The 25,717-nt window shown below is 69.4% G+C and carries 24 protein-coding genes; 15 read left to right on the top strand and 9 right to left on the bottom strand.

Features of this window, described 5'->3' with window-relative positions; translation table 11 throughout:
* Positions 1-12: 12 nt before the first annotated feature.
* Positions 13-1,176 carry a DNA recombination protein RmuC gene (locus A8G15_RS09960; RefSeq protein ID WP_068158651.1) on the bottom strand — a complete coding sequence of 388 codons (1,164 nt, stop codon included), beginning with the start codon at positions 1,174-1,176 and terminating at the stop codon, positions 13-15.
* 86 nt (positions 1,177-1,262) lie between these two features.
* On the opposite strand from A8G15_RS09960, the gene A8G15_RS09965 reads away from it, so the two are divergent.
* Positions 1,263-2,447, top strand: coding sequence for an exonuclease SbcCD subunit D (locus A8G15_RS09965; RefSeq protein ID WP_068158593.1), 1,185 nt, complete (start codon positions 1,263-1,265; stop codon positions 2,445-2,447).
* Complete coding sequence (locus tag A8G15_RS09970; RefSeq protein WP_068158595.1) at positions 2,444-5,422, top strand: AAA family ATPase; 2,979 nt, start codon at positions 2,444-2,446, stop codon at positions 5,420-5,422. Before A8G15_RS09965 ends, A8G15_RS09970 begins: the two co-directional genes overlap by 4 nt.
* A gap of 16 nt (positions 5,423-5,438) precedes the next feature.
* Here the strand turns inward: A8G15_RS09970 and A8G15_RS09975 are convergent, their stop codons facing one another.
* Positions 5,439-6,629, bottom strand: a complete 1,191-nt coding sequence (locus A8G15_RS09975; RefSeq protein ID WP_068158597.1) for an AI-2E family transporter — start codon at positions 6,627-6,629, stop codon at positions 5,439-5,441.
* 185 nt (positions 6,630-6,814) lie between these two features.
* Here A8G15_RS09975 and A8G15_RS09980 point away from each other — a divergent pair, with 185 nt between their 5' ends.
* From A8G15_RS09980 to A8G15_RS09995, 4 genes are all read left to right on the top strand, one after another.
* On the top strand, positions 6,815-7,297 hold the full coding sequence (locus A8G15_RS09980; RefSeq protein ID WP_068158653.1) for a hypothetical protein: 483 nt from the start codon (positions 6,815-6,817) through the stop codon (positions 7,295-7,297).
* Positions 7,298-7,325: 28 nt separating this feature from the next.
* Positions 7,326-7,922, top strand: a complete 597-nt coding sequence (locus tag A8G15_RS09985; protein WP_068158599.1) for a class I SAM-dependent DNA methyltransferase — start codon at positions 7,326-7,328, stop codon at positions 7,920-7,922.
* Between the two features lie 20 nt (positions 7,923-7,942).
* Positions 7,943-9,022, top strand: coding sequence for a redox-regulated ATPase YchF (gene ychF, locus A8G15_RS09990; protein WP_068158601.1), 1,080 nt, complete (start codon positions 7,943-7,945; stop codon positions 9,020-9,022).
* Positions 9,023-9,150: 128 nt separating this feature from the next.
* On the top strand, positions 9,151-10,137 hold the full coding sequence (locus A8G15_RS09995) for a glycoside hydrolase family protein (RefSeq protein ID WP_068158603.1): 987 nt from the start codon (positions 9,151-9,153) through the stop codon (positions 10,135-10,137).
* 52 nt (positions 10,138-10,189) lie between these two features.
* On the opposite strand, the gene A8G15_RS10000 is transcribed toward A8G15_RS09995, so the two are convergent.
* From A8G15_RS10000 to A8G15_RS10010, 3 genes are read right to left on the bottom strand one after another with little or no spacing between them, the layout of a single operon-like run.
* Positions 10,190-11,167: a pseudouridine synthase gene (locus A8G15_RS10000; protein ID WP_068158605.1), complete on the bottom strand. Its 978-nt coding sequence runs from the start codon at positions 11,165-11,167 to the stop codon at positions 10,190-10,192.
* 35 nt (positions 11,168-11,202) lie between these two features.
* Positions 11,203-11,640, bottom strand: coding sequence for a hypothetical protein (locus tag A8G15_RS10005; RefSeq protein ID WP_245687782.1), 438 nt, complete (start codon positions 11,638-11,640; stop codon positions 11,203-11,205).
* Between the two features lie 51 nt (positions 11,641-11,691).
* Positions 11,692-12,471 (bottom strand): alpha/beta fold hydrolase, encoded by a 780-nt coding sequence (locus tag A8G15_RS10010; protein WP_068158607.1) that lies wholly within the window; start codon positions 12,469-12,471, stop codon positions 11,692-11,694.
* 66 nt (positions 12,472-12,537) lie between these two features.
* On the opposite strand from A8G15_RS10010, the gene A8G15_RS10015 reads away from it, so the two are divergent.
* The 4 genes from A8G15_RS10015 (at position 12,538) to A8G15_RS10030 (ending at position 16,631) form a co-directional block, all read left to right on the top strand.
* Positions 12,538-14,304 (top strand): GNAT family N-acetyltransferase, encoded by a 1,767-nt coding sequence (locus A8G15_RS10015; RefSeq protein ID WP_068158609.1) that lies wholly within the window; start codon positions 12,538-12,540, stop codon positions 14,302-14,304.
* 56 nt (positions 14,305-14,360) lie between these two features.
* Complete coding sequence (locus A8G15_RS10020) at positions 14,361-14,702, top strand: inorganic pyrophosphatase (RefSeq protein ID WP_068158610.1); 342 nt, start codon at positions 14,361-14,363, stop codon at positions 14,700-14,702.
* Positions 14,703-14,839: 137 nt separating this feature from the next.
* Positions 14,840-15,745 (top strand): LLM class F420-dependent oxidoreductase, encoded by a 906-nt coding sequence (locus tag A8G15_RS10025; RefSeq protein ID WP_211270140.1) that lies wholly within the window; start codon positions 14,840-14,842, stop codon positions 15,743-15,745.
* A gap of 13 nt (positions 15,746-15,758) precedes the next feature.
* Positions 15,759-16,631: an SDR family NAD(P)-dependent oxidoreductase gene (locus A8G15_RS10030; protein ID WP_068158612.1), complete on the top strand. Its 873-nt coding sequence runs from the start codon at positions 15,759-15,761 to the stop codon at positions 16,629-16,631.
* Positions 16,632-16,652: 21 nt separating this feature from the next.
* Here A8G15_RS10030 and A8G15_RS10035 read toward each other — a convergent pair whose 3' ends face one another.
* Positions 16,653-17,933 carry an MFS transporter gene (locus tag A8G15_RS10035; protein WP_068158613.1) on the bottom strand — a complete coding sequence of 427 codons (1,281 nt, stop codon included), beginning with the start codon at positions 17,931-17,933 and terminating at the stop codon, positions 16,653-16,655.
* Between the two features lie 161 nt (positions 17,934-18,094).
* Here A8G15_RS10035 and A8G15_RS29800 point away from each other — a divergent pair, with 161 nt between their 5' ends.
* Positions 18,095-18,385: a zinc ribbon domain-containing protein gene (locus A8G15_RS29800; RefSeq protein WP_169833879.1), complete on the top strand. Its 291-nt coding sequence runs from the start codon at positions 18,095-18,097 to the stop codon at positions 18,383-18,385.
* 22 nt (positions 18,386-18,407) lie between these two features.
* Positions 18,408-19,661: a formamidase gene (gene fmdA, locus A8G15_RS10040; RefSeq protein ID WP_068158615.1), complete on the top strand. Its 1,254-nt coding sequence runs from the start codon at positions 18,408-18,410 to the stop codon at positions 19,659-19,661.
* A gap of 6 nt (positions 19,662-19,667) precedes the next feature.
* Here the strand turns inward: fmdA and A8G15_RS10045 are convergent, their stop codons facing one another.
* Together A8G15_RS10045 and A8G15_RS10050 are read right to left on the bottom strand one after the other, a co-directional pair.
* Positions 19,668-20,045 (bottom strand): VOC family protein, encoded by a 378-nt coding sequence (locus tag A8G15_RS10045; protein ID WP_068158658.1) that lies wholly within the window; start codon positions 20,043-20,045, stop codon positions 19,668-19,670.
* 120 nt (positions 20,046-20,165) lie between these two features.
* Positions 20,166-20,435, bottom strand: coding sequence for a hypothetical protein (locus A8G15_RS10050; RefSeq protein ID WP_068158616.1), 270 nt, complete (start codon positions 20,433-20,435; stop codon positions 20,166-20,168).
* A gap of 262 nt (positions 20,436-20,697) precedes the next feature.
* On the opposite strand from A8G15_RS10050, the gene A8G15_RS10055 reads away from it, so the two are divergent.
* From A8G15_RS10055 to A8G15_RS10065, 3 genes are read left to right on the top strand one after another with little or no spacing between them, the layout of a single operon-like run.
* A complete protein-coding gene (locus A8G15_RS10055; protein ID WP_068158623.1) occupies positions 20,698-23,064 on the top strand; it encodes a CaiB/BaiF CoA transferase family protein in 2,367 nt (788 codons plus the stop codon).
* Between the two features lie 31 nt (positions 23,065-23,095).
* Positions 23,096-23,887, top strand: coding sequence for an SDR family NAD(P)-dependent oxidoreductase (locus A8G15_RS10060; RefSeq protein ID WP_068158625.1), 792 nt, complete (start codon positions 23,096-23,098; stop codon positions 23,885-23,887).
* Entirely contained in the window at positions 23,884-24,849 is a 966-nt protein-coding gene (locus A8G15_RS10065; RefSeq protein WP_068158627.1) for an NADPH:quinone oxidoreductase family protein, read from the top strand. The genes A8G15_RS10060 and A8G15_RS10065 overlap by 4 nt, the downstream gene beginning before the upstream one ends.
* 12 nt (positions 24,850-24,861) lie before the next feature.
* Here the strand turns inward: A8G15_RS10065 and A8G15_RS10070 are convergent.
* A partial coding sequence (locus tag A8G15_RS10070; protein ID WP_483826450.1) for a ferredoxin reductase domain-containing protein occupies positions 24,862-25,717 on the bottom strand: 856 nt, incomplete at its 5' end.

Here is a 25,717-nt window from a genome sequence, read left to right on the forward strand (position 1 = left end):
TAGACGGTCGAATCAGATTGCTTCGTCGACCGGACCGGCCGAATCCGGCGTTTCGGTGAGTGTGGTGCGCCTCGGCCACGCATCGACCCGATGCACCTCGGGCACGTCGCCGTCGAAGATCTCCAGCTCGCTGAGCTTGCGCGCCGTCACCCCGACCCGCGTTTCCATCGACGACACCGTCAGGTTGAACGAATCGACCGCCTTGCCGAGCTGCGTGCCGAGCCGGTCGAGGTGGCTGCCCACCGTGCCGAGCCGCTGATACAGCTCGCGGCCGAGCCGGTGGATCTGCGCGGCGTCCCGCGACAGGGCCTCCTGCCGCCAGGTGTGCGCGATCGTCCGCAGCAACGCCACCAGGGTCGTCGGTGTCGCGAGGATCACGTTCCGGCCGAACGCGTACTCGAGCAGACCCGCGTCCGCTGTGAGCGCGGCATCGAGGAACGGATCGCCCGGCACGAACAGCACCACGAACTCGGGGGTCGGATCGAACGACTCCCAGTACGCCTTCGCGGACAACTGGTCGACGTGGGTGCGCAACTGCCGGGCGTGTCGCGCCAGGTGCCGATCCCGCTCGGCGACGTCCTCCTCCTGCGCCGCGTCGAGATACGCGGCGAACGGGACCTTCGCGTCGACGACGATCTGCTTGCCGCCCGCGAGATACACCAGCAGGTCCGGCCGCACCCCCTCGGCGACGACCTGGGTGTCGAAATCGCAGTGCCGGACCATCCCGGCCAGTTCGACGACCCGCTCGAGCTGGATCTCACCCCAGCGGCCGCGCACCTGCGGTGCCCGCAGCGCGGTCACGAGCTGCTGGGTCTGCTGCGACAGCGACTGCGACGCCCGGTGCATGCCCTCCACCTGCTCGGTCAGCCCCGCATACGCGTGCACCCGGCTGCGTTCGACGTGCTCGACCTGCCGTGCCAGCGCCCCCACTGCGTCCTGCAGCGGCCCCACCAGCCGCGACACCTGCTCACCGATCGCGCCGGACTGCCTGCGCGCCGCATCCTCGCTCACCGCCCCGAGCGACTGCCGCAACTGCGCCTCGTTGTCGCGCAGCGCGGCGAGCTGGGCCTCGGCACGTGCGGCCCGGTCGCCGGTCCGCGACGCCTGCGCCAGCCATCCGAGCCCGAACCCGAGAACGAGCGCCACGATCAGCCCGAGTGCCGTGAGAGCAGTCATGGGGCGGATGATGCCGCACCGGACCGACATCCGGGCGCACTCACCCCGAACCGGACGTGTCGGTGCGGTCCTCTACGGTCGACGCCATGCGGATCCTGCACACCTCCGACTGGCACATCGGCCGCACCTTCCACGGTGTGGACCTGCTGGGAGACCAGGCACGCGCACTGACCGCGATCGCCGACCTCGTCGCCGAACGCGGTGTCGACGTCGTCGTCGTGCCCGGCGACGTGTACGACCGGTCGATTCCCAGCTCCGACGCGGTCGCGGTGTGCAACGCCGGTCTCGAGGCGATCCGCGACGCCGGCGCGATCATCGTCGCGACGTCCGGCAACCACGACTCGCCGGTGCGGCTCGGCGCCGGCGCAGCGTTCGCGGCCAAGGGCGGTCTGCACCTGATCACCAAGGTGTCCGAGCTGGACAGGCCGGTGATCCTGGACGACGACCACGGGCCGGTCGCGTTCTACGGCATCCCGTATCTCGAGCCGGAGATCACCCGCGCCGAGCTGGGCGTGCCGAAGGCCCGCTCGCATCAGGAAATCCTCGACGCCGCGATGGCGCGGGTCCGCGCCGACGCCGGGACGCGCGGCGCCCGGACGGTGCTGCTCGCGCACGCGTTCGTCGTCGGGGGAGAGGCCACGGGGTCGGAACGATCCATCTCGGTGGGGGGTGTCGAAACCGTGTCGGCATCCGCGTTCGACGCCATGGACTACGTCGCGCTCGGGCACCTGCATTCCCCGCAGACGGTCGCCGGGCACATCCGCTACTCGGGGTCGCCGCTGCCGTACTCGTTCGGTGAGCGCAGCCACCGCAAGGCCGTGTGGCTCGTCGATCTCGACGAGACCGGACTCGCATCCGTCGACCGGGTGGACCTGCCGATCGTGCGGGGCCTGAGCCAGCTGTCCGGGACGCTCGAGGATCTGCTCGCCGATCCCGTGCACGCGGGCGTCGAGGATCACTACGTGGCGGCGGAACTGACCGATGCGGTCCGCCCGCTCGACGCGATGCGGCGGCTGCAGGCGCGGTTTCCGCATGCGGTGCACGTGGTCTGGAAACGTCCCGACGCGACGCCGGGAACCACCTACCGGGAGAAGGTGCACGGGCGCGGCGATCTCGACGTCGCGTGCGCGTTCCTGTCGGATGTGCGCTCCGAGCCCTCGCCCCGGGAAGCCCGCTGGATCGAACAGGCGCTGCGGGAGGCGGACCGCGTCGGTGGCGACAGTGTCCCGGCCGCCGACGTCGCGTTCGGCGTGTCGGAGGTGCCGGCATGAGGCTGCACGTCCTCGAGGCCACCGCGTTCGGGCCGTTCGCCGACACCGTTCGGGTCGACTTCGACGAGCTCGGCGCGGACGGACTGTTCCTGCTGCACGGTCGCACCGGCGCCGGCAAGACGTCCATCCTCGACGCGGTCGCCTTCGCGCTGTACGGGACGGTGCCGGGGGCCCGCGCGGACGGCCGTCGCCTGCTGTCCGACCATGCGCGCGAGGGCGCGGTACCGCAGGTCACGCTCGAGGCGACCATCGCCGGACGCCGGCTGCGGATCGTTCGCAGCCCGGACTACGAACGCGCCAAGCTGCGGGGGACCGGAACCGTCAAGCAGAACGCCAAGGCGACGCTGACGTGGCTGGACGGATCCGGCCAGAACCTTTCGCGGATCCCCGACATCGGCGTCGTCGTCGGGGAGTTGCTCGGCATGAGCGCCGAACAGTTCTTCCAGGTGGTGCTGCTGCCGCAGGGCGAATTCGCGCAGTTCCTGCGCGCCGACAGCAAGGAACGCGGCAAGCTGCTCGAGCGCCTGTTCGACACCACCCGGTTCGGTGACGTCGAGAAATGGTTCCGGGAACGCGCGGCCACCGGCGCCCGGAAACTCGCCGAGCAGCAGAAGAAGGTGGACGTGCTCAGCGCGAAGGTCGACGCGTCGGCCGGTATCGAGGCCGGGGCCGACGCCGATCCGGTCGGTTGGGCGCGCAAGCTGCGCGCGGATGCCGTCGACACCCGGGACAGCACCGTCGTCGCGCTCGACGCGGCCCGCGAAGCCGATCGCAGCGCCCGCGCTGCCCTCGAGGACGCGGTCGCGCTGGCGCGTCGCCTGGAGCGCCGCGCCGCCGCGCACGCGGAACTCGCGAAACTCGACGCGGCCGCGGACACGCGGGCCGTGCTCACCGCCGAGCGGGCGGCCGCGCTGCGGGCCGCCCCCGTCGCGATCAGCGGTGAGGAGTCCCGCCGCGCCGCGGCCACCGCCGAAGCGGCACTGCGGACGGCGGCCGATGCCGCCGCAGCGCTGGTCGGTGACGACGACGGGTGTGTGTTGCTCGACGCACTGCCCGACCGTCCGGAGGACGGCGATCGCGATCGGATCCGGCCGCACGAACAGCGTTGGTCCGCGGAGATCGTCCGGCTCGACGACCTCATCGCGCAGCAGCGTCGCGTCGCGACCCTCGACGACGAACGGTCCCGGCTGGACGAACGTCGCCGTGCGCTCGCCGCGGATACCGAACGACTCACCGCGCAGCGGGAGACGCTGCCCGCCCGCCGCGCCGAGGCCGCCGCGGCCGTGCGCGGCGCGGAACAGGCCGCTGCATCGCTGCCCGGGCTCGCCGCGGCCCGCGACCGCACCGCCGACGCGGTCGCCGCCGCGACCGAACTCGCCTCTCGCAGAGTCGAACTCGAACAGCGGGAGCAGCGCGTTGTGGAGTTGCGCAGCGCGCACCTCGATGCCCGGTCCGCGCTGCTCGACATCCGGGAGCGGCGAATCGCCGGTATGGCAGCCGAACTGGCGGCCGAACTCGCCGACGGACAGGCGTGTGCCGTCTGCGGATCCACCGACCATCCCGCGCCGGCGCGGCCCGCGCCGGACACCGTCACCAAGGCGGACGAGGATGCGGCCCGCGAGAGCGAACAGCGAGCCGACACCGCGCTCGCCGACGCGACCGCTGCTGTCGCCGAGTCAGCGAATATCGTTGCGGCCCTGCGTCAGCGATGCGGCGACCGGCCGGTCGGCGAACTCACCGCCGAACACGAGGCCGCCGCGTCCGCGCACGACACGGCGGCCGCGGAGGCCGCCGAGCTCGATCGGCGCCGCGCGCAGGTCGACACGCTCGAACGGCTCGACACCGACCTGCAGGAGCGGCTGCGCACCACGCAGACCGAAGCCGCCGAGGTCGCGCAGGCCGACGCGGTCGCGGCGGCCGAAGCGCACGAGATCCGGGCGCGCATCCACGCCGCGGTCGGGGACGGGGGTTCGCTCGCCGATCGCCGTGCGCGGGTGGCGGCGCTCGCGTCCGCCGCGACCGAACTGCTCGACCGGAGGGTCGCCGCCGCCCGCGCCCGGACCTTCGCCGACGAGCGGGCCCGCGACGCCGCGCAGGCCGCCATCGACGCCGGATTCGACGACCTGGACACCGCGCTGGCCGCCGTCCGGCCCGACGCGCGGCTGGCCGAGATCGACACGGTCGTCCGTGCCGCGGACGAGACCCGGGCGGTGGCGGCGGCCACCCTCGCCGAACCCGGGATCGCGGCGCTCACCGGCGACGAGACGGCCGACGTCGCGGCGCGGCAGGACGCCGCGGCTGTCGCCGCCGCCGAACTGCACGCGGCGCTCGGCGCTGCCTCCGAGGCCGATCGGCGCCTCGCGGACATCGACAAGTACACGATGCGTCTCGAGCAGGAGGACGCGAAGCTGGCGCCGTTGCGTGCCGAACAGGACGAACTGGCCCGGCTGGCCGACGTGATCGCGGGGGGCGGGCAGAACTCCCGGAAGATGTCGCTGCGCTCGTATGTGCTCGCGGCGCGGCTCGAGGAGGTCGCGGAGGCGGCGTCGGCGCGACTGCGTCGAATGTCGGGCGGCCGCTACGAGTTCGTGCACTCCGACGCCGCGGGCAGCCACGGCAAACGCGGCGGGCTGGGCCTCGACATCCACGACGAATACACCGGGGTCGTCCGGTCGACGAAGACGCTGTCCGGCGGTGAGTCGTTCCAGGCGTCGCTCGCGCTGGCCCTCGGGCTCGCCGACGTCGTCGCCGCCGAATCCGGGGGACTCGTGCTCGACACGATGTTCATCGACGAGGGGTTCGGCACGCTCGACGCCGACGCTCTCGACTCGGTGATGGGGGTGCTCGACGAACTGCGCGCCGGTGGCCGTGTCGTCGGTGTGGTCAGCCACGTCGACGAGATGCGCCAGCGCATCCCGAGCCGGCTGCACGTCGTCCGGGGCCGGGCCGGCTCGACCGTCGAGATCGCGAGCTGAGCCCGGCCGGGCTCGGTCAGCTCGGTTCGGGTGCCGAACCTTCCCCGGGAGCGGGCAGGGCGAGGGTCTCGTCCGTGTCCTTCCCGGCCGCTTCCTTGTTGATGGCTTCGACGCGTACGTCGATCTGTTCGCCGACGTAGCGGATCACCACTGCGGCGACCGCCGCGACCGGCACCGCGAGGAACGCCCCGACGATGCCGAACAACGACGATCCGGCCGTCACCGCGAGCAGCACGATGACCGCGTGCAGGTGCATGCTGCGCGACTGCAGGACCGGCTGCAGTACGTTTCCTTCGAGCTGCTGCACCGCGATGATGATGACCAGCACGATGATCGCGGTGGTCAGGCCGTTCGCGACGAGTGCGACGAGCACCGCGAGAGCGCCGGCGACGAACGCGCCGACGATCGGGATGAACCCGCCGATGAACGTGATGATCGCCAGCACCGGGGCGAGCGGAACACCGAGGATGACCAGCCCGAGCCCGATGAAGAACGCGTCGATGAAGCTCACCAGTGCCTGGGTGCGGATGAAGCCGCCGAGCGTGTCCCACATGCGGATGAGCACTTCTTCGAGGTGACGTCCCGCGCGGCCACCGCCGACGGCGTGCATCCACGGGATGAACCGCGGCCCGTCCTTGATGAAGAAGAACGTCAGGACCAGCACCAGACCGAGGGTGACCAACAACGAGCCGGCCGTGCTGACCCCCGAGAACACACCGCTGGCGATGGACGCGGCGCTGCCCTGGACCTTCTCGACCACCACCTGGACCGCGTTCTCGAGCTGCTCGTCGCGGAGGTTGAACGGTGGCCCCTGAATCCAGTCCTCCACCTTGTGGATGCCCTCGGTGGCCTTGTTGCCCAGCTCCGGGGCCTGGGACACCACCGACGGCACGATGCCGGCGATGATGCCGGCCACGACGGCGAAGAACACCAGAAGGGTGATCGACGCGGCCGCCGCGGGTGGGACACGGCGTTTCATCAGTCCGCGGGTCGGCGGCCACAGGACCGTCGACACCACGATGGCGAGGGCGACCGGCAACACGACCACCCACATCTTCTCGATGATCCAGCCGAGGACGAGCGCGCCGGCTGCGATCAGCACGACGCACGCGGACACCTTGGCGAGCCAGATACCGCCGGCGCCGATGACCGCGCCCCGGTCGACGGGACGTGCGGGTTTCTCGGGCGTGGACTTCGTCTCGCTCAACGGTGATCCTTCCGACGGCCTGGTTCCGACAATCTAACGGAGTCGAGGCCCGGCGCGCGGTGCACGGGCGCGTTGCGTCGGACACGGATCCGCCGTCGGCAGGCCCGTAGGCTGCGGGTCTCGTACCTGCCGGAATTCGTCGATTTCCGCCGTTCGGCGGCGTGGCGCGTGGGACCCTCGACTGCATGAGCACACCAAGCGTGGGATCCCGGTTCCGGAAGTCCGTGCCGGCCGCAGTGGCGGCGGTCGCGGTCGCATGCGCACTGGCCGCGTGCAGCTCCGACGAGGACAACACCCCGGCGAGCGAGGAAGCGCAGTCGTCGCTCGGTGCGGTGGTGACGAGCGTCCGCGAGCAGGCCGAGGGCGCGGTGTCGTCGGTGCAGAGCGTCGCGTCGAGCGCCGCCGAACAGGCCGGTGAGGCGATCGATCAGGCGAAGCTGAGTGCGTTCGTCGGCACGTTCCGCACCGCCTACCCGAACCTGGCGGCCGACCGGGAGACCCAGTCGATCGAGAAGATCGTCACCGACACCTGCCCGATGATCGAGAACGGGTCGCCGCAGCAGGACATCAACGCGACCGTCCAGGAACTCGCAACCAACGGATCGGTCGTGCCGACCGACGACCAGGCGGCGCGGATCGCGCAGCTCGTGCAGGTCGCCTGCCCGTAGCCGCTGCACCCTCGGTACGTTCGGGTGCATGAGCACCCGATGGCAGGCCGAACGCAGCGCCGACGACTCCCGCGCCTACATCGAACGGTTCAACGGGCTCGAGGCGTCCGGCGCCGACATGCACGGTGAGGCCCGTTTCGTCGATGTCGTCCTCGCGCGCGGCAGCCGGGTGCTCGACGCCGGATGCGGCACCGGCAGGGTGGGCGCCGAACTGGCCCGGCGCGGTCACCGCGTCACCGCCGTCGACCTCGATCCGGTGCTGCTCGACGAAGCCCGCCGCCATCCCGAACTGTCCGTGCACCTCGCGGACCTGGCGACCCTGGACCTGCCCGGCGACCCGTTCGACGCGGTCGTCGCCGCCGGCAACGTCATGGTGTTCCTCGAACCGGGCAGCGAACGACGGGTGCTCGCTGCGATCGCCGCCTACCTGCGACCCGGAGGGGTGTTCGTCGCCGGGTTCACCACCCGTAGCGCCTACCGGCCGGAGCAGTTCGAATCGGACCTGATCGCTGCCGGAATGACGCTCGAGCAACGGTTCGCGACGTGGGATCTGCGTCCCTGGCACGACGACGCGGAGTGGTTCGTCGCCGTCGCATGTCGTGCGGCTGACGGTGCCCGCGCGTAACCACGTAGAATGCTGATTCCGTGAGCCTTACTCTCGGAATCGTCGGACTCCCCAACGTCGGCAAGTCGACGCTCTTCAACGCGCTGACCCAGAACGATGTGCTGGCCGCGAACTACCCGTTCGCCACGATCGAGCCCAACGTCGGCCTGGTCGAGCTGCCGGACGAGCGGCTGGTCAAGCTGGCCGAGATCTTCGGGTCCGAGCGCATCCTGCCCGCCACCGTGTCGTTCGTCGACATCGCCGGCATCGTCAAGGGCGCGTCCGAGGGTGCCGGCCTGGGTAACAAGTTCCTCGCCAACATCCGCGAGGCCGACGCCATCTGTCAGGTGGTGCGCGTGTTCTCCGACGACGACGTCGTGCACGTCGACGGTCGCGTCGACCCGGCATCGGACATCGAGATCATCGAGACCGAACTCGTCCTCGCCGACATGCAGACCCTCGAGAAGGCGCTGCCGCGCCTCGAGAAGGAAGCGAAGAAGAACAAGGAACTCAAACCCCAGTACGAGGAGGCCGTCAAGGCTCAGGCCGTCCTCGAAGAGGGCAAGACCCTGTTCAGCGTCAAGGACACCCTGGACTTCGGTCTGCTGCGCGAGCTGCACCTGCTGACCACCAAGCCGTTCCTGTACGTCTTCAACGCCGACGAGGCGGTGCTCACCGACGAGGCGAAGGTCGCCGAGCTGCGCGCGTCCGTCGCCCCCGCCGACTCCGTGTTCCTCGACGCGAAGGTCGAGCAGGAGCTCCTCGAACTGGACGAGGAGGACCGGCAGGAGATGCTGGACTCGATCGGCCAGTCCGAGCCGGGCCTGCACGCGCTGGCCCGCACCGGCTTCCACACCCTCGGCCTGCAGACCTACCTGACGGCCGGTCCGAAGGAATCCCGGGCCTGGACGATCCACAAGGGCGACACCGCCCCGCAGGCCGCCGGCGTCATCCACACCGACTTCGAGCGCGGCTTCATCAAGGCCGAGATCGTCTCCTTCGACGACCTCGCCGAGACGGGTTCCATGAACGCCGCCAAGGCCGCCGGCAAGGTGCGCATGGAGGGTAAGGACTACGTCATGCAGGACGGCGACGTCGTGGAGTTCCGCTTCAACGTCTGAGCCCCGCTGGGCACGAAGGTGCCGACAGGACAGCCGCGCGGTGCGGACACCGTGCGGCTGTCTTTCTCGTCGGCGGCTGTGACCGATAACGATCTGTGGCCGAAGTGACCCGTGGTGCTTGTGCGGTCATGGATACTTCACCGGTGATCGTGACCCCACGAACCTGCCTTTCCGCCCTGTGGACGGTGATGCTCGTTGTCGCGGGCCTGCTGGTCGCGGCTCCGGGGAACGCCGGCGCCGCACCGCCCGGCTGGCGATACACGATGGTGGCGTTCAGCAACACCTCCGACCGCGACCTGGACGTCTACGAGTCGGGGGACGGCACGGACTTCCAGCCCGTCCGGCTGTCGGCGTATCGGCCCCCGTCGGGGGTGGTGCGCGATCCGAGCATCTTCCGGCACACGGACGGCTTCTACTACCTCACCTACACGACGGTCGACGGGGCGAACATCGGATTCGCCCGCAGCAGCGACCGCGTCGACTGGACGTTCCTGGGAGTCTGGCCGGTCCCGTTCTGCTGCGCACTCATGCCGGGCACGGGCGACGGTAAGGGTCCTGTGAGCCCGCCGGGCTTCTCGGGGTCGGCAGGGTTCCGGGACGGGCCGTCGCTCTCCCCGTTCACCACCAAGGCCTGGGCACCCGAATGGTTCGTGGACGGCGACCGTGTGCATGTCATCCTGTCGATGTCGACCGGTGGCGGGTTCGTGCCGTATCTGATGACCGCGCTGGAACCGTCGCTGCGCATCTGGGGGCCGCCTGTTCCGCTCGCCGGGATCGGCGCGGACCATATCGACACCACCGTGGTCAAGGTGGGCTCGACGTATCACGCGTTCACCAAGAACGAGCACAAAAAGATCGTCGAGCATGCGGTCGCGTCGTCGTTGGCCGGACCCTATTCGTTCGTGCCGGCCGGAGATTGGGGAGCGATGCGCGAGGGGCCGGCGGTGGTGCAGTTGCCGGACGGCACGTGGCGGATCTACCTCGACGCCTATACCGAAGGAAGATATCTCTACTCCGACAGCACGGACGGGCTGAACACCTGGTCGCCCGTGCGGGAGCTTCCCGGCCTGTCCGGGACGGTGCGCCATTTCGGCGTGATACGCGAGCCAGCCTGACGATCGGCGCACATCGGCCGCCTGCCTCGTCTGCGGCTGGGATCGGGCCCGTTCAGCGCTCCGGCAGGGGCGCTTCGCTCAGTGTCCGCCGGGTGACGAACCGCCGCGCCGTCCCCGACAGGGGATCGGTGAATTCCAGTTCCCGCGCGAGCAATTGGAGCGGGAGGGAATGATCGTCCGGTGCCTCGGGCAGCAGTTCGGGATACCAGCGGTCACCGAGGATTCCGAGGCCGAGTGCTGCCAGATGCACCCGCAGCTGGTGCATCCGTCCGGTGTGGGGACGCAGGATCGTGTGCAGCACAGCATGTCCGGATCCGCTCACGCCGGTGCCTCGTAACTCGATCACGGTTTCGGAGTTGGGGTCACGTGAATCGTCGACGACGACCCGTAGCTCGCCGCGGCGCGACTCGATGTGGTTGCGGTACACGAACGGAAACGTCTGCCCGCCGAGTGCCGGTGCGTCCGGGGCCCATTCGGGCGGCAGCGCAGACACCGCCTCGTAGACCTTCGTCACGTGCCGCTTCTCGAACAGTGACTGGTACGCGCCCCGCGTGGAGGGGCGAGCCGAGAACATCACCAGTCCGGCGGTGGCGCGGTCGAGTCGATGGATCGGCGTCAGGTCCGGGTTGCCGAGACGGGTCCGCAACCGGACGAGCGCGGACTCGCGCAGGTAGCGCCCGCCCGGGGTGGTGGGCAGGAAGTGCGGCTTGTCGACGACCACGAGATCGTCGTCGGCATACAGGATCTCCTCGCGGAACGGCACGGGTTCTTCCGCGGGCAGATCGCGGTAGTACCAGATGAACGGGTGCGTTCCCAACGTGGTGTCGCGACGGATCGGACTGCCGTCGGCACTCACGATCTCGCCGGCGTCGAACCGTCGGTGCAGGTCGTCGGCGTCCAGGTGGTCGAATCTCGCCACGACGTATTCGGCGACCGTCGCCCACGGGCCGGACGCCGGGACGCGCAGTCGCGTCGCTCCGACTCCGTTCCGGACGGGAAGAGGTGAGGGCATCGGCACGCTCGTCATCATCCCCCTATCCGGCCGCCGCCCGTGAACGGCATCGTTCATGCCTCCACGGTGACGTCCTTCACGGATCCGTCTTCGCCGAACCGCACTGCGGGCCAGTGTCCGTGGAGAAAATGTGTGCGGCACGAGTCGTCGAGGTGCAGCACGAGGTCCCCTCCGGGATGAGCTTCCACAGTGGTCAGGACGAGATCGGTCTCGGCATCGGCGAGTTCGGCCGGGGTCGGAATGCCGTCGCCGAATCGTGTGACGACCGCGTCCGTGGCGCGCCGGTGCCACGCTGCCCGCTCGGCGAAGAAGGCGGCGAGGTGTGGGAGCAGACCCTTCGCCTCGGTGGCATCGGCGGTGCGGAGCAGGAGTTCGGGGTCGCCGTCCGCGACGTACCAGTCGTGGATCAGGACCTCACTGTCGGTCAGCGTGGTGGAGGCACGGCCGAACACACCCCAGCCGGAACGGACGGCCGGAAAATCGTGGGACACCGGACGATCGTAACGAGACGTCGCGGGGTCGGCGGGCCACGAGCGTCGTGCCTAACCGTGCCGTGCCACGTCCGTGCACAGGATGCTCGGCCAGCGGGCGAGATCGGCTGGCGTGCGGGCCACCTCCAGCGTGGCGTCGGGCAGGAGGTCCAACAGCGCCTCGGCGGTGGACACCGGGTGCCCCGGGTCGTCGGTCCACGCGAGAATGGTTGTGGGAATGCCGATTCCGGCGACCTCGCACGGGTCGGGCAGGTCGCTCAGTGCGGCTCCGCGGAACAGCGACGGCAGCAGATGTTCGACGACGTCCGGCACGGTCTCGGGGGTCCCGGCGGTTGCCGGTGGTCGCGGTAGGGCGAGGTCGGCCCCGAGGAACGCGTCGAGCCCCTGTTCTTCGATGACGACCGCGTTGCGCCGGTAGATCTCGGCCTTGGCGGCGCGTGTACCCCAGGCGGTCGCGGGCACCAGCAGGGTCAGGCCACTGAACCGCTCCGGGTCACGTACGGCGGCGTGCAGCAGGGTTCCGGCACCCATCGACGGGCCGACGCCGTGCACCCGTTCACCGGGGAACCAGTGGTCGAGCAGTCGCAGCAGGTCGTCGGCGAGAACCTGCCAGCGGTAGTCCTCGGGCACCGCGCGCCCGGTCGAACGGCCGTGTCCGCGAGCGTCGTACCGGAGGAGCCGGGTCCCGCTGAGCCCACGTCCGAGGTCGAGATCCATCAGGCGGTCGCGATGGCGGCTGGACGTGAGTCCGTGGAGTTGCACGACCGGGTGGCCACCCTCGTCGCTCAGCTCCACGTCCAGTTCGGCTCCCGGAACACTGAAGGTCGGCACGGCGGCTCCTGGTGGGTGTCGGCGCTGAGGTCGGTCCTCGCTGAGGAAGGCGCCTAGGATACCGGCATGCGGCTCACCAACGTCGCGCACCTGCGCCTGCCCTTCGGTCGGCTGCTCGGCTACGACGTGACCGGCGGGCACCCGGGCCGACCCCTTCCCGTCTCTTTCGACCAGCGACGCCACGTCGGGGCCGGTGACCGTGCCGGTTCCTGGATGGCCTTGTCGTTCCGGCTGTCCGAGCCGGTGCCGCCCGGCGATCTCGCGGCCGCGTGGCTCGCGGTGATCGCGCGGCACGGCACCCTGCGGTCGGTCTTCGTGCCCGGCGACGACGGTGAGCCGCGGTTGTACGAGGTCGACATCGCCCCCGGTGGCTGGGTCGAGCACCCGATCGCACCCGGACAGGCGGTCAACGATGCCCTGCGGGACGTGCTCGATCGTGCGTGCTCGCCCTATCGCCGTCCGTCGCACCGGCTGTGCATGCTCGAGACTGCGGACGGACCGACGGTGGTGATCGCCGCCGACCATTCGCATGTCGACATGTGGTCCATGCTGCTGATCGCCCGCGACCTGCTCGCGGCACTGGGTGCGGTACGGGAGCGACGGGCACCGTCGTTGCCGCCCGCACCCGCGTTCGCCGAGCACACCCGCGCGCTCCGGGACCGCCCGCCCGCACCCGAGGAGGTGCGGCGCCGCTGGGCCGAGATCCTGGCCGCCTGCGGCGACGTGATGCCCCGGTTCCCGCTGCCGCTGGGCACGGCGGCGCCGCACCTGGAACGTGTGGAGGTGCGCGACGCCCTCGACGTCGACGACAGTGCCGCGTTCTCGGCGCAGGCCCGCGGCGACGGCGTCTCGACCCTCGCGTTGGTGGTGGCGGCGATGACCGAAGTGACCCGTGAACTGGCCGGCATCCCGTTGCGGGCGGTGTTTCCGGTACACAGCCGGTACGAGGCCGCCTGGCACGAGTCCGCAGGCTGGTTCATCACGAATTCGGTGCTCGAGTCGGCCGTCGCCGAGCCCGGTGCCGCCGCGGAGGCGGTCAAGGAAGCGGTGCGGATGGGCTCGTGGCCCCTCGAGGACGTGCTGCGCCCGTGGGGCGGAATGCCCGAGGCGCCGGGCATGTTCGCGATCTCGTGGCTGGACCTGCGCCGGTTGCCCATCCGGATCGACGCCACCGGGCTCCAGGCGCAGTACGTCGGTGCGACGATCCGGACGGACGGGGTGATGCTGTGGTTCATCCTCGACGAGTCCGGCCTGCACCTGCGCTGCCGCTACCCCGACACCCCCGAGGCCAGGATGAACGTCGGCAACTGGCTCGATACGCTCATCGCCCGCCTGCGGTCTCGCGCACGGGCATCGGTCGGTGGGCGGCTGAGCGTCGGCGACCGGACCTATCGGGTGCAGCGTGCCGGGCGGGGCGACGTGCCGGCACTGGTGGCCCTGCTGTCCGACGACGAGATCGGCCGCGACCGTGAGAGCGGCGAGATCGCCCGGTACGAGGAGGCGTACGACGCGATCGCCCGGGACTCCTCGCACTACCTGGCCGTGGTGCGCGACGAGGATGATCGGGTCGTCGGCACCATGCAGCTCACCATCGTTCCGGGATTGTCGCGCGGGGGCGCCACCCGCCTGCAGATCGAGGGGGTACGGGTGGCAGCGTCCGAACGTTCCCGGGGCGTCGGCGCCGCCATGCTCGAGTGGGCGCACGGTCACGGCCGACAACGCGGCGCGACGCTCGCGCAGGTCACCACCGACCGGGTCCGCGATCGGGCCCGTGCCTTCTACGTCCGGCTCGGGTACGAGGACACCCACGTCGGGTTGAAGCGGATGCTCTGACGCGACAGCGGTCCCGCGCGCTCCGGGTCGCCGGATCGGCCCGGTAGAAAGGGACGATGCACTCGTCGTTCTTCGATGCACTCGATGCGCTGGCAGGTTCGGCCGTGGTCCGGATCGACCGTCCGAAAGGTACTGCGCATCCGCGTTTCCCGGGCGTGATATATCCGCTGGACTACGGGTATCTGGACGGCACCGTCGCCGCGGACGGCGCCGGGGTCGACGTGTTCCGCGGCAGTGGCCCGGCTGCCGTGATCTCCGCTGTCGTGCTGACCGTCGATGCGGGTAAGCGCGATGTCGAGGTCAAGGTGCTGCTCGGCTGCACTCCGGCCGAGATCGCCGCCGTGGCTGCTTTTCTCTCGGAGCGGCTCGGGCTCGGAACGACCGTGGTGCATCGCTGACCGTTCCACGTCCGGCATTGCGCCCCGCGGTGAGAATCTGATTATCTTGAACGGATAGTCTTATTTCCATATCGACGAACCTCGAAGGTCCGGGTTCGGTGCAGGCGGGTGGCGGCTCGCCGGAGAGGTGCGCGCTGGTGACGTTGCGGTTCATCTTCCACTATCCCGAGATCAACGGGCCCGACGGTGACGTGCTGGACCCGGGCCCCGTCCGCGACGTGGCGGTCACCGCCGAGTGCGCCGGTTTCGACGCCTTCTCGTTCAGCGAACATCCCGCGCCCGGGGCGCGCTGGCTCTCCGCCGGAGGGCACCAGACCCTCGATCCGTTCGTCGCGCTCGGGTACGTCGCCGGCGCGACCGAGCGGCTCCGCCTGCTGACCTACCTGGCGGTCGCGCCCTACCGGAACCCGTTCCTGCTCGCCAAGGCGGCCGCGTCCCTCGACAAGATCTCCGGCGGACGGTTCACGCTGGGAATCGGCACCGGCTACCAGAAGAGTGAATTCCATGCTCTCGGAGTCGATTTCGACGAACGCAACGCACTGTTCGACGAGGCCCTCGAGGTCCTGCCGCTGCATTGGAGCGGCGAACCCTTCAGCTACGACGGCCGCCACTTCAGCGCACACAACATCATCGCGCGGCCGCGACCGGTCCAGAACCCCATCCCCGTCTGGATCGGAGGGAACTCCAAGCTCACCCGTCGCCGCGTCGCGCAACGCGCACAGGGCTGGATGCCCATGTCGGGCGGCGCGCAGCTCAGCACCACCGCCCGCACCCGGGCGCTGGGCCCGATCGACGAACTCGCCGGGCAGATCACCGAACTGCGCGAGGCGGCGGTCGCGGCGGGACGCACCGACCACATCGACGTGGTCTACTCCTACAGCAGCGAAATCGGCTCACCCACCGTCGATCCCGATCGTCATCGCGAAGTGTTCGCGGAACTGGAGAAAGCGGGCGTCGACTGGGTCACCGTCTCGTGCCCCATCGTGGGACTGTCGGCGACCGTCGACTTCCTCGAATCCTTCGGCTCCACCTACCTGGCGTGAAAGGGGCGCTGTCGTGACCGGATGGTTCGAGGAGCGCGGCGGCCTGGCCGGGTCGGTCGCCGTGATCACCGGGGGCGCAGGGGGACTGGGCGAGGCGATCGTGCGCGATCTCGCCGCGAACGGTGTGCGGCCGGCCGTGATCGACATCGATCGCGACGCCGTGGCGGCGCTGGACTCGTCGCTGCAAGAGCAGGGAGCCGACGCGATCGTGCGGCACGGCGACGCCCGCGATCCCGACGCGCTGTCGGCGTTGTTCGACGACGTCGACGCACGCTGGGGCAGGCTCGACACGTTGGTGAACATCGTGGGCGGCACCTTCCGGTCGCCGTTCGTCGACACCAAACCGAAGGGCTGGGACGCGATCGTGCGTACCAACCTCTCGCACGTGCTGCACGCGTGTTCGCTCGCGGTGCCCCGGATGAAGGACGGAGGCCGGGGCGGCAGCATCGTCAACCTCACGACCATCGAAGCGCACCGGGCCGCACCCGGTTTCGCGGTGTACTCCGCCGCGAAAGCCGCGGTGGAACAGTTCGCCCGCACCCTTGCGGTGGAGGTCGCACCCGACCGGATCCGGGTGAACAACGTCGCACCCGACTTCGTTCCGACGCCGAACCTCGAACGGCTCGCGGTGGGCGAGCACGCGCTGGCCGATCCGCGCAGTGCGGCGATCGCGATTCCGATGGGGCGCGTCGGCCACGTCCACGACGTCTCGAACTGTGTCGTCTTCCTGGCTTCGGGCCTGTCGTCGTTCATCACCGGAACGACGCTGCACCCGGACGGTGGCACGCTCGCCTCATCCGGATGGTTCAACTGGCCCGGCCACGGCTGGGCGAACTATGCCCCGGAGAGCGCGCTGGAAAGGGTCGCATCACATCCCGACGGATAAGGGCGCAGTCCGCCCGGGGTCTCACGGGCGTCCAGCGGGACCCGAGGAGTGTGCCCTCGTCGGCTCCGGGGCACGCCGGACGTCGAGGCCGCGGGGTCCGATGCCCCGGTCCAGTGCGAGAAGCAGAACCGCGCAACCGATCCCCGACAGGACGACGCTCGCGCCGAACAGGGCCGGATAGCCGAGCAGATCACCGACCGCACCGGCCGCGAAACCCGCGAGGCCCTGGACCACGACGATCGCGCACGCCATCAGGGTGTAGTCGCTGCCCGCATGGTCGCGGTCGGCCGCATCCATCATGAGGGTGAACACCGCTACGGTCGCGGCACCGCCGAGGACGTGCTCGGCCAGGCTCGCCGACACGATCAAACCGAATCCCCCCACCCCGAGCGACGCGAACAGGTAGAGGGCCAGGCTCGCGGTCTGGGTCACGCCGCCGATGAGCAGCGCGCGTCGCCGACCCCACCGTGAGCACATCCACGCACCCAGACCCGCACCCGCGAGCGCGCCCACGGACGACAGGGCGCCCTTGACCAGGGCGATCTGCCCGACGGACAGGCCCGCGTCCGACATGAAGGGGCCGACCATCGCCGACCCCATCGAGTCGCCGAATTTGAAACCGCCGATGAGCAGGATGAACGTAACCATTCCGGGACGCCGCAGACGCGTCCACCATCCGGCTGCCAGCCGCGCCGGCGTCGTCGGTTCCCGGACACTGCGCAACGACCTCTGCCGCATCGTCCAGACCGGGATCGTGGTGACCAGCAGCAGCGCGGCCATCGCGACGAACAGGGCCCGCCATCCGGCGATCGAGAACAACCACAGCAGAGCGCCGCCACCCACGATCATGCCGATCCGGTAGGCGCCGGCCTGAATACCGTTGCCGACACCTCGTTGTCGTGGTCCGAGCAGTTGAACGGCCAGCCCGTCGGTGGCGATGTCCTGGGTCGCCGATATCGCATTGACGACCGCGATCCCGACCAGCAGCCAGCGCAGTGACGACCCGAGGTCGAGCGTGGCCAATCCGAGTGTCACCGCTGCCGAGAGCAACTGCAGAGTCAGCAGCCATCGACGGCGGGTGCCGTAGTGGTCGACGTACGGCGCCCACAGGAACTTCAGGGCCCACGGTGCGAACAGGACCCCCGTCGCGCTGATTGCGATCAGCGAGAACCCGGATTCGCGCAGCACCACCGGCAACGCCTGGGTGAAGAATCCGAACGGAAGGCCCTGCGCGAAATACAGGGCGACGAGCAGTACCGCCGTGGACACAGGGATCGTGCCCGGCCGGGCCGCTGGCGTCATGAGCACATCCTGGCAGACGGTACGGGCAGGTCACCGCGGCGGGCCGTCGCGTGGACCCGGTGGGAAAGGTTGCCTCGCCGTTACGACTTTCGCCGACACCCGGCACGGGCGCGGGTGGTCGGATACGGTCGGGTCACCCGAAATGCGAGGAACGGATGCCGATGCCGCTGTACGAATTCCGATGCACCGACTGTGGTTCGTTCGACCTGTCGATGTCGATGAGCGCAGTCGGCGCGGCCACACCGTGTCCCCGTTGCTCCCGGTCGGCTCCCCGGGTCCTCGGCGTACCGCGCCTCGGACGCGGAGCGTCGGCGGCAATGCGCATGCACGATGCGGCAGCGCGCACCGCGTCCGAGCCCGGTGTCGTGTCGGGTGCGTTGCCGGGGACCCCGCGAGGACCGTCGCGGCCCGTCACGACGGATCCCAGGCACCGCTCGCTTCCTCGTCCCTGAAGTCGCACATCCAGGAGGTTTCGTGCCCGACGTCGTCTTCCCGCTCGATTCGACCCGCCGCTTCACCGATCAGGACAAGATCGGTCACAACCGCTGGCACCCCGACATCCCGCCCGTCGCGACCGTCAAACCCGGGGATTCCTTCCGGGTGCACTGCCGGGAATGGTTCGACGGGGCGATCCACAACGACGATTCGGCCGACGACATCCGCAATGCGCCGCTGCACACCGTGCATGCCCTGTCGGGCCCGTTCGCGGTCGAAGGGGCCAAGCCGGGCGATCTGCTGATCGTCGACATTCTCGACCTGGGCCCGATCCCGCAGGAGGACTCGGGTCCGCTCGCCGGTCAGGGCTGGGGTTACACGGGGATCTTCGCCAAGCCCAACGGGGGCGGCTTCCTCACCGACCAGTTCCCGGACGCATACAAGGCGATCTGGGACTTCTCGGGACAGACGGCGACGAGCCGGCACATCCCGCACGTCTCGTTCACCGGCATCGTGCATCCGGGATTGATGGGGACCGCCCCGTCGCACGACCTGCTCTCGACGTGGAACACCCGTGAGGCCGCACTGATCGCGACCGATCCGGACCGGGTGCCGCCGTTGGCATTGCCACCCGAGCCGAACGGAGCGATCCTCGGCAGCCTGACCGGCGCGGACTTCGACCGGGTCGCGGCAGAGGGAGCACGGACCGCGCCGCCGCGGGAGAACGGCGGCAACCAGGACATCAAGAACCTGACGAAGGGCAGCAGGATCTTCTATCCCGTGTTCGTCGACGGCGCGAACCTGTCGGTGGGCGACCTGCACTTCTCGCAGGGTGACGGCGAGATCACGTTCTGCGGTGCCATCGAGATGGGTGGGTTCATCGATCTGCGCGTCGACATCATCCGAGGTGGCATGGACACCTACGGTGTCAGCGAGAACGCGATCTTCATGCCGGGCACCACCGATCCGCGCTTCTCGGAGTGGCTCGCCTTCTCCGGCACGTCGGTGACACTCGACGGCGAACAGCGCTATCTCGATTCGCAACTGGCGTACCAGCGGGCGTGCCTGCACGCCATCGAATACCTGACGAAGTTCGGCTACAGCCCGGAACAGGCATATCTTCTGCTCGGGGCGGCGCCGATCGAAGGCCGGTTGTCGGGGGTCGTCGACATCCCCAACTCCTGTGCGACCGTCTACATTCCGACGTCGATCTTCGACTTCCCGGTGACGCCCACGGCGGACGGCCCGGTGCGGATCGACCCGGGTGCGGGGGCGCCGCGCTCGCCTGCCTGACGGCGGTCAGAGAAAAGCCGGCGGATCGTAGCGCGGCTGGAACAGCAGAATGTCGTCGGCGCCGGGTACCGCGACCTCGACGGTGAGGCCGTACCCGTCGTCGCGCACATTTCGGGTGAATCGCGCACCCTTCGAGGACAATTCGGCCATCGTCGTGTCCAGGTCGTCGCACATCAGCGAGATCGTGTGCTGCCGCGGCGAGGTGTACTCGACGCCCTCGTGCACGCCCGTCGTCGGGTGCACGCCGAGTTCGGACGGTCCGGTGCGGAAGATGAGCCATCCACCGCCGGTGTCGGTGAAGGTGAACCCCAGCACGTCGCGGAAGAACGCGCGGGTTGCGTCGGGGTCGTCGGAGTAGACCAGGGTGTGCATGCCGGTGATCATCGGCTCACGGTACGTCCGGTAGTGCGCTCCCGGCGGCGGAAACGCGTACCGCATGCGAATGTCGTCCACCCGATGCGCCGGCGGGCGTCGGCGAGCCGCGCGTGGTCGGTGGCGGGGGTTTCAGTCGGCCGTCGACGCCGAGCGCGTTCTCCACCAGGACCACAGGGCGGTCACGATGATCGCACCGGCGATCGAGCCGATGATGCCGCTGGGGCGCAGCGCGAGCCCGTCGCCGGCGAGCAGGCTGATGACCAGGCCCCCGACAAAAGAACCGATCACGCCGGCGACGAACGCCAGGGTCCAATCGATTCCGGTACCGGACTTGCCCACGAGGAGCTGGGCGATCGCGCCGGCGAGCAATCCGAACAGGATGATCCCGATGATCAGCATGCCGGGAGTATAGGCAGCAATTCCCCTGCAGGACCGGCTTTACCGCGGTGGTCGGGTACGTCGCGTGCCGAAAGGACCGGTGTCGGAGACCTCGGGACGACGGAGTTCCAGAACACTCTTGACGCACCTCTATGGCGTACGCCACAATCCTTAACGATGCTAACAATTAGTTTGAATAACTTAGTTGGCAGCCTTCTCGCCTGGCCCTGCGGAACTCTGCGATCCGGTCGGTGCCCCTTGCGCCGTCCTCAGAAAGGAAGCCATGTCCGGTCCTCTGGATGGTCTCGTCGTCGTCGATGCGAGTTGGGGAATGCCCACGGCGCTGGCCGGAATGATCCTCGCCGACTACGGCGCCACGGTGATCAAGGTCGAGCGACCCGGGGACGGGTCCACCGTCAACCCCAACCTGCGGAAGATCCTCGATCGCGGAAAGTGGAGCGTCGAGCTCGACGTCCGTACCGATGAAGGCAGGAAGAGCCTGCTCGGCCTGCTGCAGAATGCCGATGTCTTCCTCGAGTCCTTCGGATCCGGGCGCGCCGAGGCGCTGGGCTTCGGCTACGAGCAGGTCCGTACGTCGTGCCCGGACCTCGTCCACACCTCGGTCACCGGCTACGGGAACGTCGGGCCGCTGGCCGACCGTCCCGGATACGAGGCGCTCCTCAACGCGCGACTCGGCCAGACCGCCGAGCAGCGCGGCCATCGCGACGGCCCCATCTTCCTGGGTCATCCCACCGTCTCGTACGGCACCGCCTTCCTCACCGTCATCGGCATCCTGTCCGCCTTGCGCGCACGGCATTTCACGGGTGCCGGGCAGCACGTGGACACCTCGCTCCTCGACGGCATGCTCACCATCTCGTCGATGAGCTGGTGGTGGAACGAGAAGGACATCTCCTACCTGGCCCGCAGCGGCAAGCACGCCGGGTTCGGCAACACCCGGCTGATCACCGATCCGTTCGAGTGCTCCGACGGTGAATGGATCGTCCCACACACCGGTGGCCCGGGCTCCTACAAGAAGCTCATGGACCTGCTCGGATTCGGCGACGTCACCCCCGCGATCGACGGCCCGGAGATGTCGGTTCCGTTGAGCGAGGAAGAGTACGTGATCGCGCGGGAGAAAGTCCCCGCCGTCTTCGCCACCCGACCCCGCCAGGAATGGCTCGACCTGCTGCATGCCAACGACATCGCCGCTCTGCCGGTTCTGCAACCGGAACAGACCCTGCGGGACGAACAGGTCGAACATGCCGATCTCGTCGTGGATCTCGAGGACGACGAGCACGGCACCATCAAGGTCCTCGGACCGGTGATCCGCCTGGCGGAGACGCCGCCGGCGAAGCCACGACGCGCACCCCGCGTCGGTGAACACAACGACCGCGTGGGCGCGGTCCGGCGCGCCGGCAAGTGGACGCGGACCACGCAGGGCGAACCGGCACCGTCGTCGGCATTGAGCGGCATCAAGATCGTCGACTTCAGTTCGTTCTTCGCGACCGGATTCGGTGCCCGGCTGCTGTGCGATCAGGGCGCCGACGTCATCAAGGTCGAACCACTGGTCGGGGACCAGATGCGACCGCTCGGAGACCTGTTCGAGGCATCCCAGCGGGGCAAGCGCAATCTCGCGATCGACCTGCGCACCCCCGAAGGGCGAGAGGTCGCGCACAAACTCGTCGCGGACGCCGACATCGTGCTGGTCAACTACCGGCCGGGCAAGGCGGAGAAGATCGGCCTCGGTTACGAACAGCTCAAGGCGATCAACCCGAATCTGATCTACGCGTACCTGCCCGGATTCGGGTCCAGCGGACCGAAGTCGAAGCTCAAAAGTTTCGCGCCGCTGCAGTCGGCGCTCGTGGGCCTGCCGTTCATCGGCGCCGGTGAAGGCAACCGGCCGATCCGCCGGGTGCTCGGCAACGAAGACCTCTACAACGGATTCCTCGGTGCCACAGCGGTGCTGCTCGCTCTCGTGCACCGCACCTTCACCGGCGAAGGCCAGTACGTGGAGAGCCCGCAGCTGCACTCGAGCCTCTTCGTCCGCAGTGAGTTCGCGGTCGGCGCCGACGGGGAACCGGTGCGCGGACATCAGCTCGACGCGACGCAGTCCGGGCTCTCACCGCTCTACCGGTTGTACCGCACGGCCGATGGATGGGTGATGATCGCGGTGTTCGGTGACTCGAAGTTCACCGCCCTCACCGACGCACTACGCTCGGGGGACCTGGCGACCGACCCGCGATTCCGGGACCGCGCCGCGCGCGCCGCCCACGCGGCCGAACTCACCGCCGAGCTGGAGCAGCGCTTCGCGACCCTCGACACAGCCACCGCCTTCGACCTGCTCGACAAAGCGGGTGTCCCGGTGGAGATCCCGTCGGATCACCCGGTGATGCCGGAACTGCTGTGGGAGGAATGGGCCACCGAATCCGGACGCGTCGTCGAACACCATCACCCGGAGTACGGCTGGTGCCGGGAGATCGCAGTGACGCTGCGACTGTCCGGGACACCCGCGACATTCCGCGGGCCGAGCGCCGGACTCGGCGAACACACCCGCGAAATCCTTTCCGAGATCGGTTATTCCGATCAACAGATCGACGACATGCTCGACACCGTTTGCCGCACCCGGCATGTCACCGCCACCACGCGCTGAGCACCGGCACATTCGCACGGAAGGAAACAACATGAGTACTCGTGGACGACTCGAGGGCAAGACCGCGATCATCACCGGAGCCGGTTCGGGACTGGGCCTGGCCTCCGCCGTGCGCTTCGCGGAGGAGGGCGCATCCGTCGCCGTCGTGGATCTCGATCTCGCCGCTGCCGAAGCGGTGGCCGACAAGCTGACCGCCCTCGGCGCCCGGGCGTTCGCACTCCGGGTGGACGTCACGTCCGGTGCGGCCTGCGACGACATGGTCGCGCAGACCATCGGACGGTTCGGTCATGTCGATGTCCTGTTCTCCAACGCCGGTATCACCGGAAACGGTTCCGCCGACGACATCACCGAGGACCACTGGGATCGCGTCATCGCGGTGAACCTCAAGAGCGTGTGGTTGTGCGCCAAGGCCGTTCTCCCGCACATGATCGAGCGCAGATCCGGTTCGATCATCAACCAGGCCAGCATGGCGGCGCTGATCGGCATCAACGGGATCTTCCCGTACACGGCCGCCAAGGGCGGCGTGACCGCCATGACGAAGCAGATGGCCGTGACCTACGGGCCCGACAACATCCGGGTCAACGCGATCTGCCCCGGCACGGTTCCCGGGCCGTTCGTCTACAAGTCGCGGGCCGAACGCGGTGACGCTCCGGTGGACGGCAACGAGGAGATCAAGAACAACGAGATCGCGCAGCGGTTCCCGCTCAGGCGGCTCGGCAAGCCCGAGGACATCGCCAACATGGCGGTCTATCTCGCGAGCGACGAATCCAACTGGACGACCGGTGGCATCTTCGCAGTGGACGGCGGACGCAGCGCCGCATGAAAGCCCTGCTCGTCACCGAATACGCCGCGCCCGAACACCTGCGGATCCACGATGTCCCGGAACCCGATTCGATCGGAAAGGTTCTCGTGGACGTCCGGGCGACCGGTGTGTCCTATCCGGATCTGCTCATCGCCCGCGGCCGCTATCAGTTCCGTCCGGAACCGCCGTTCGTGCTCGGAGCGGAGGTCGCCGGCGTCGTCCTCACCGCGCCCGACGGCAGCGGGTTCGCGGTGGGCGACCGGGTGACGTCGACGACCACTCTGGGCGGCTACGCCGAACGGGTGGCGATCGAGCCGTCGCGGGTCGCCCGCCTGCCCGACGAGCTCACGTTCGAGCAGGGCGCGGCGATCACGATGAATTACCGGACGATGGAATTCGTCCTGGGGTTCCGTGCAGCGCTGGTCCCGGAGGAGACCGTCGTGGTGCTGGGCGCGGCAGGCGGAATCGGCACCGCCGCGATCCAGATCGCAAAGGCGCACGGCGCCACGGTGATCGCGGTGGTTCGCCGGGAGGGGACCGAGGAGCACCTGCGCGCGATCGGAGCGGACCACGTCGTCGCACTGCGAGACGGCTGGCACGAGCGCATCCGCGGACTCGCGGGCGTCGATCGGGTGGACATCGTCGTCGACCCGATCGGCGGCAGCGCATTCGACGATGCGGTGCGGTTGCTCGCACCCGGTGGCCGTCTCGCGGTCGTGGGGTTCGCGGCCGGTGACATCCCGTCGGTGAAGGTCAACAGGTTGCTGCTGCGGAACATCTCCGTCGTCGGTGCGGCGTTCGGCGAATGGATCCGGACGCACCCCGGGGACCTGCCCCGGCTGCAGAACGCACTCGACGACCATGTGCGCACCGGGCTGCGACCGTTCGTCGGGCACACCTACCCACTGACGGATGCCGCCGCGGCGCTGCGTGCCCTGGGCGAGGGGCGGGTCGTCGGGAAGGCGGTCGTCGTGCAGCCCTGAGCCGGTCCGGCCTCAGCTGCCACCCCAGATGTCCTCGAGGAAGCGATGTTCGGTGCGCAGGCCGGACAGCCATGTCTGCGCTTCGTCGGCGGAACATCCGCGTTTGCCGGCGGCGATCCGGGTGAGGGCGGCACGGACACCGGGAGCGAGCGTGCGGGCGTTGCCGCACACGAAGATCGACGCACCCTGCCCGACCAGATCCCAGATCTCGTCCTGATGGGCCAGCATCTCGTCCTGCGCGTATCGGCGGCCGTCCCGGGGTTGCCGCGAGTAGGCGACGTGCACGCCGACGTCGGCGCTCGACGCATACGACGCCAGTTCGTCGGCGTAGATGTCGTCGTAGCCGGGGCACCGGCAGCCGAAGAACAACAGCGACCGCGCCGCCGAGCCGGTCCGTGCCCGCTGGGCGGCGCGTTCCTGGAGGAACCCGCGGAACGGTGCGAGGCCGGTCCCCGCGCCGACCATGATCATGGGCACACCCGGATCGGCCGGCGGGTGGAACGGGATGGTCGGCCGGCGCCGGAACACGAAGATCGTGCTGTTCGGCGCCATGTCCGCCAGATAGTTCGAGCACACCCCTGCGAACGGGCGGTCGCCGGAGCGGCCGGGGGCGCGCAGCACCCCGGTGGTGAGGCTGCACGTGCCCGGATCGGTCGACGGCGACGACGAGATCGAGTAGTACCGCGGCTGCAGCGGGGGCAGCATGTCCAGGTACTTCTCGAACGGGACCGTGCAGGCGGGAAAGCGTTCGAGCAGGTCGAGAACCGAGACGTTGGGCAGGGCGACCTCGTCGCGATACCGCTCGTCGGTCAGGAGCCCCTGCAGCTCGGCGCGCTGCCCGGGGTCGTCGGTGTACTCGGCGAGCACC

The sequence above is a fragment of the Rhodococcus phenolicus genome, assembly GCF_001646785.1.
Taxonomy (GTDB): Bacteria; Actinomycetota; Actinomycetes; order Mycobacteriales; family Mycobacteriaceae; genus Rhodococcus; species Rhodococcus phenolicus.

Excerpts from the sequence above, each read along its gene's own strand:
- A8G15_RS10065 (WP_068158627.1), top strand. The coding sequence starts at position 23,884 with ATGAAAGCCCTGCTCGTCACCGAATACGCCGCGCCCGAACACCTGCGG.
- A8G15_RS10045 (WP_068158658.1), bottom strand. The coding sequence starts at position 20,045 with ATGATCACCGGCATGCACACCCTGGTCTACTCCGACGACCCCGACGCA.
- A8G15_RS09985 (WP_068158599.1), top strand. The coding sequence starts at position 7,326 with ATGAGCACCCGATGGCAGGCCGAACGCAGCGCCGACGACTCCCGCGCC.
- A8G15_RS09970 (WP_068158595.1), top strand. The coding sequence starts at position 2,444 with ATGAGGCTGCACGTCCTCGAGGCCACCGCGTTCGGGCCGTTCGCCGAC.
- A8G15_RS09965 (WP_068158593.1), top strand. The coding sequence starts at position 1,263 with ATGCGGATCCTGCACACCTCCGACTGGCACATCGGCCGCACCTTCCAC.
- A8G15_RS10020 (WP_068158610.1), top strand. The coding sequence starts at position 14,361 with ATGCACTCGTCGTTCTTCGATGCACTCGATGCGCTGGCAGGTTCGGCC.
- A8G15_RS29800 (WP_169833879.1), top strand. The coding sequence starts at position 18,095 with ATGCCGCTGTACGAATTCCGATGCACCGACTGTGGTTCGTTCGACCTG.
- A8G15_RS09960 (WP_068158651.1), bottom strand. The coding sequence starts at position 1,176 with ATGACTGCTCTCACGGCACTCGGGCTGATCGTGGCGCTCGTTCTCGGG.
- A8G15_RS10035 (WP_068158613.1), bottom strand. The coding sequence starts at position 17,933 with ATGACGCCAGCGGCCCGGCCGGGCACGATCCCTGTGTCCACGGCGGTA.
- A8G15_RS10055 (WP_068158623.1), top strand. The coding sequence starts at position 20,698 with ATGTCCGGTCCTCTGGATGGTCTCGTCGTCGTCGATGCGAGTTGGGGA.
- A8G15_RS10015 (WP_068158609.1), top strand. The coding sequence starts at position 12,538 with ATGCGGCTCACCAACGTCGCGCACCTGCGCCTGCCCTTCGGTCGGCTG.
- A8G15_RS09980 (WP_068158653.1), top strand. The coding sequence starts at position 6,815 with ATGAGCACACCAAGCGTGGGATCCCGGTTCCGGAAGTCCGTGCCGGCC.
- A8G15_RS10060 (WP_068158625.1), top strand. The coding sequence starts at position 23,096 with ATGAGTACTCGTGGACGACTCGAGGGCAAGACCGCGATCATCACCGGA.
- A8G15_RS10000 (WP_068158605.1), bottom strand. The coding sequence starts at position 11,167 with ATGATGACGAGCGTGCCGATGCCCTCACCTCTTCCCGTCCGGAACGGA.
- A8G15_RS09995 (WP_068158603.1), top strand. The coding sequence starts at position 9,151 with ATGGATACTTCACCGGTGATCGTGACCCCACGAACCTGCCTTTCCGCC.
- A8G15_RS10050 (WP_068158616.1), bottom strand. The coding sequence starts at position 20,435 with ATGCTGATCATCGGGATCATCCTGTTCGGATTGCTCGCCGGCGCGATC.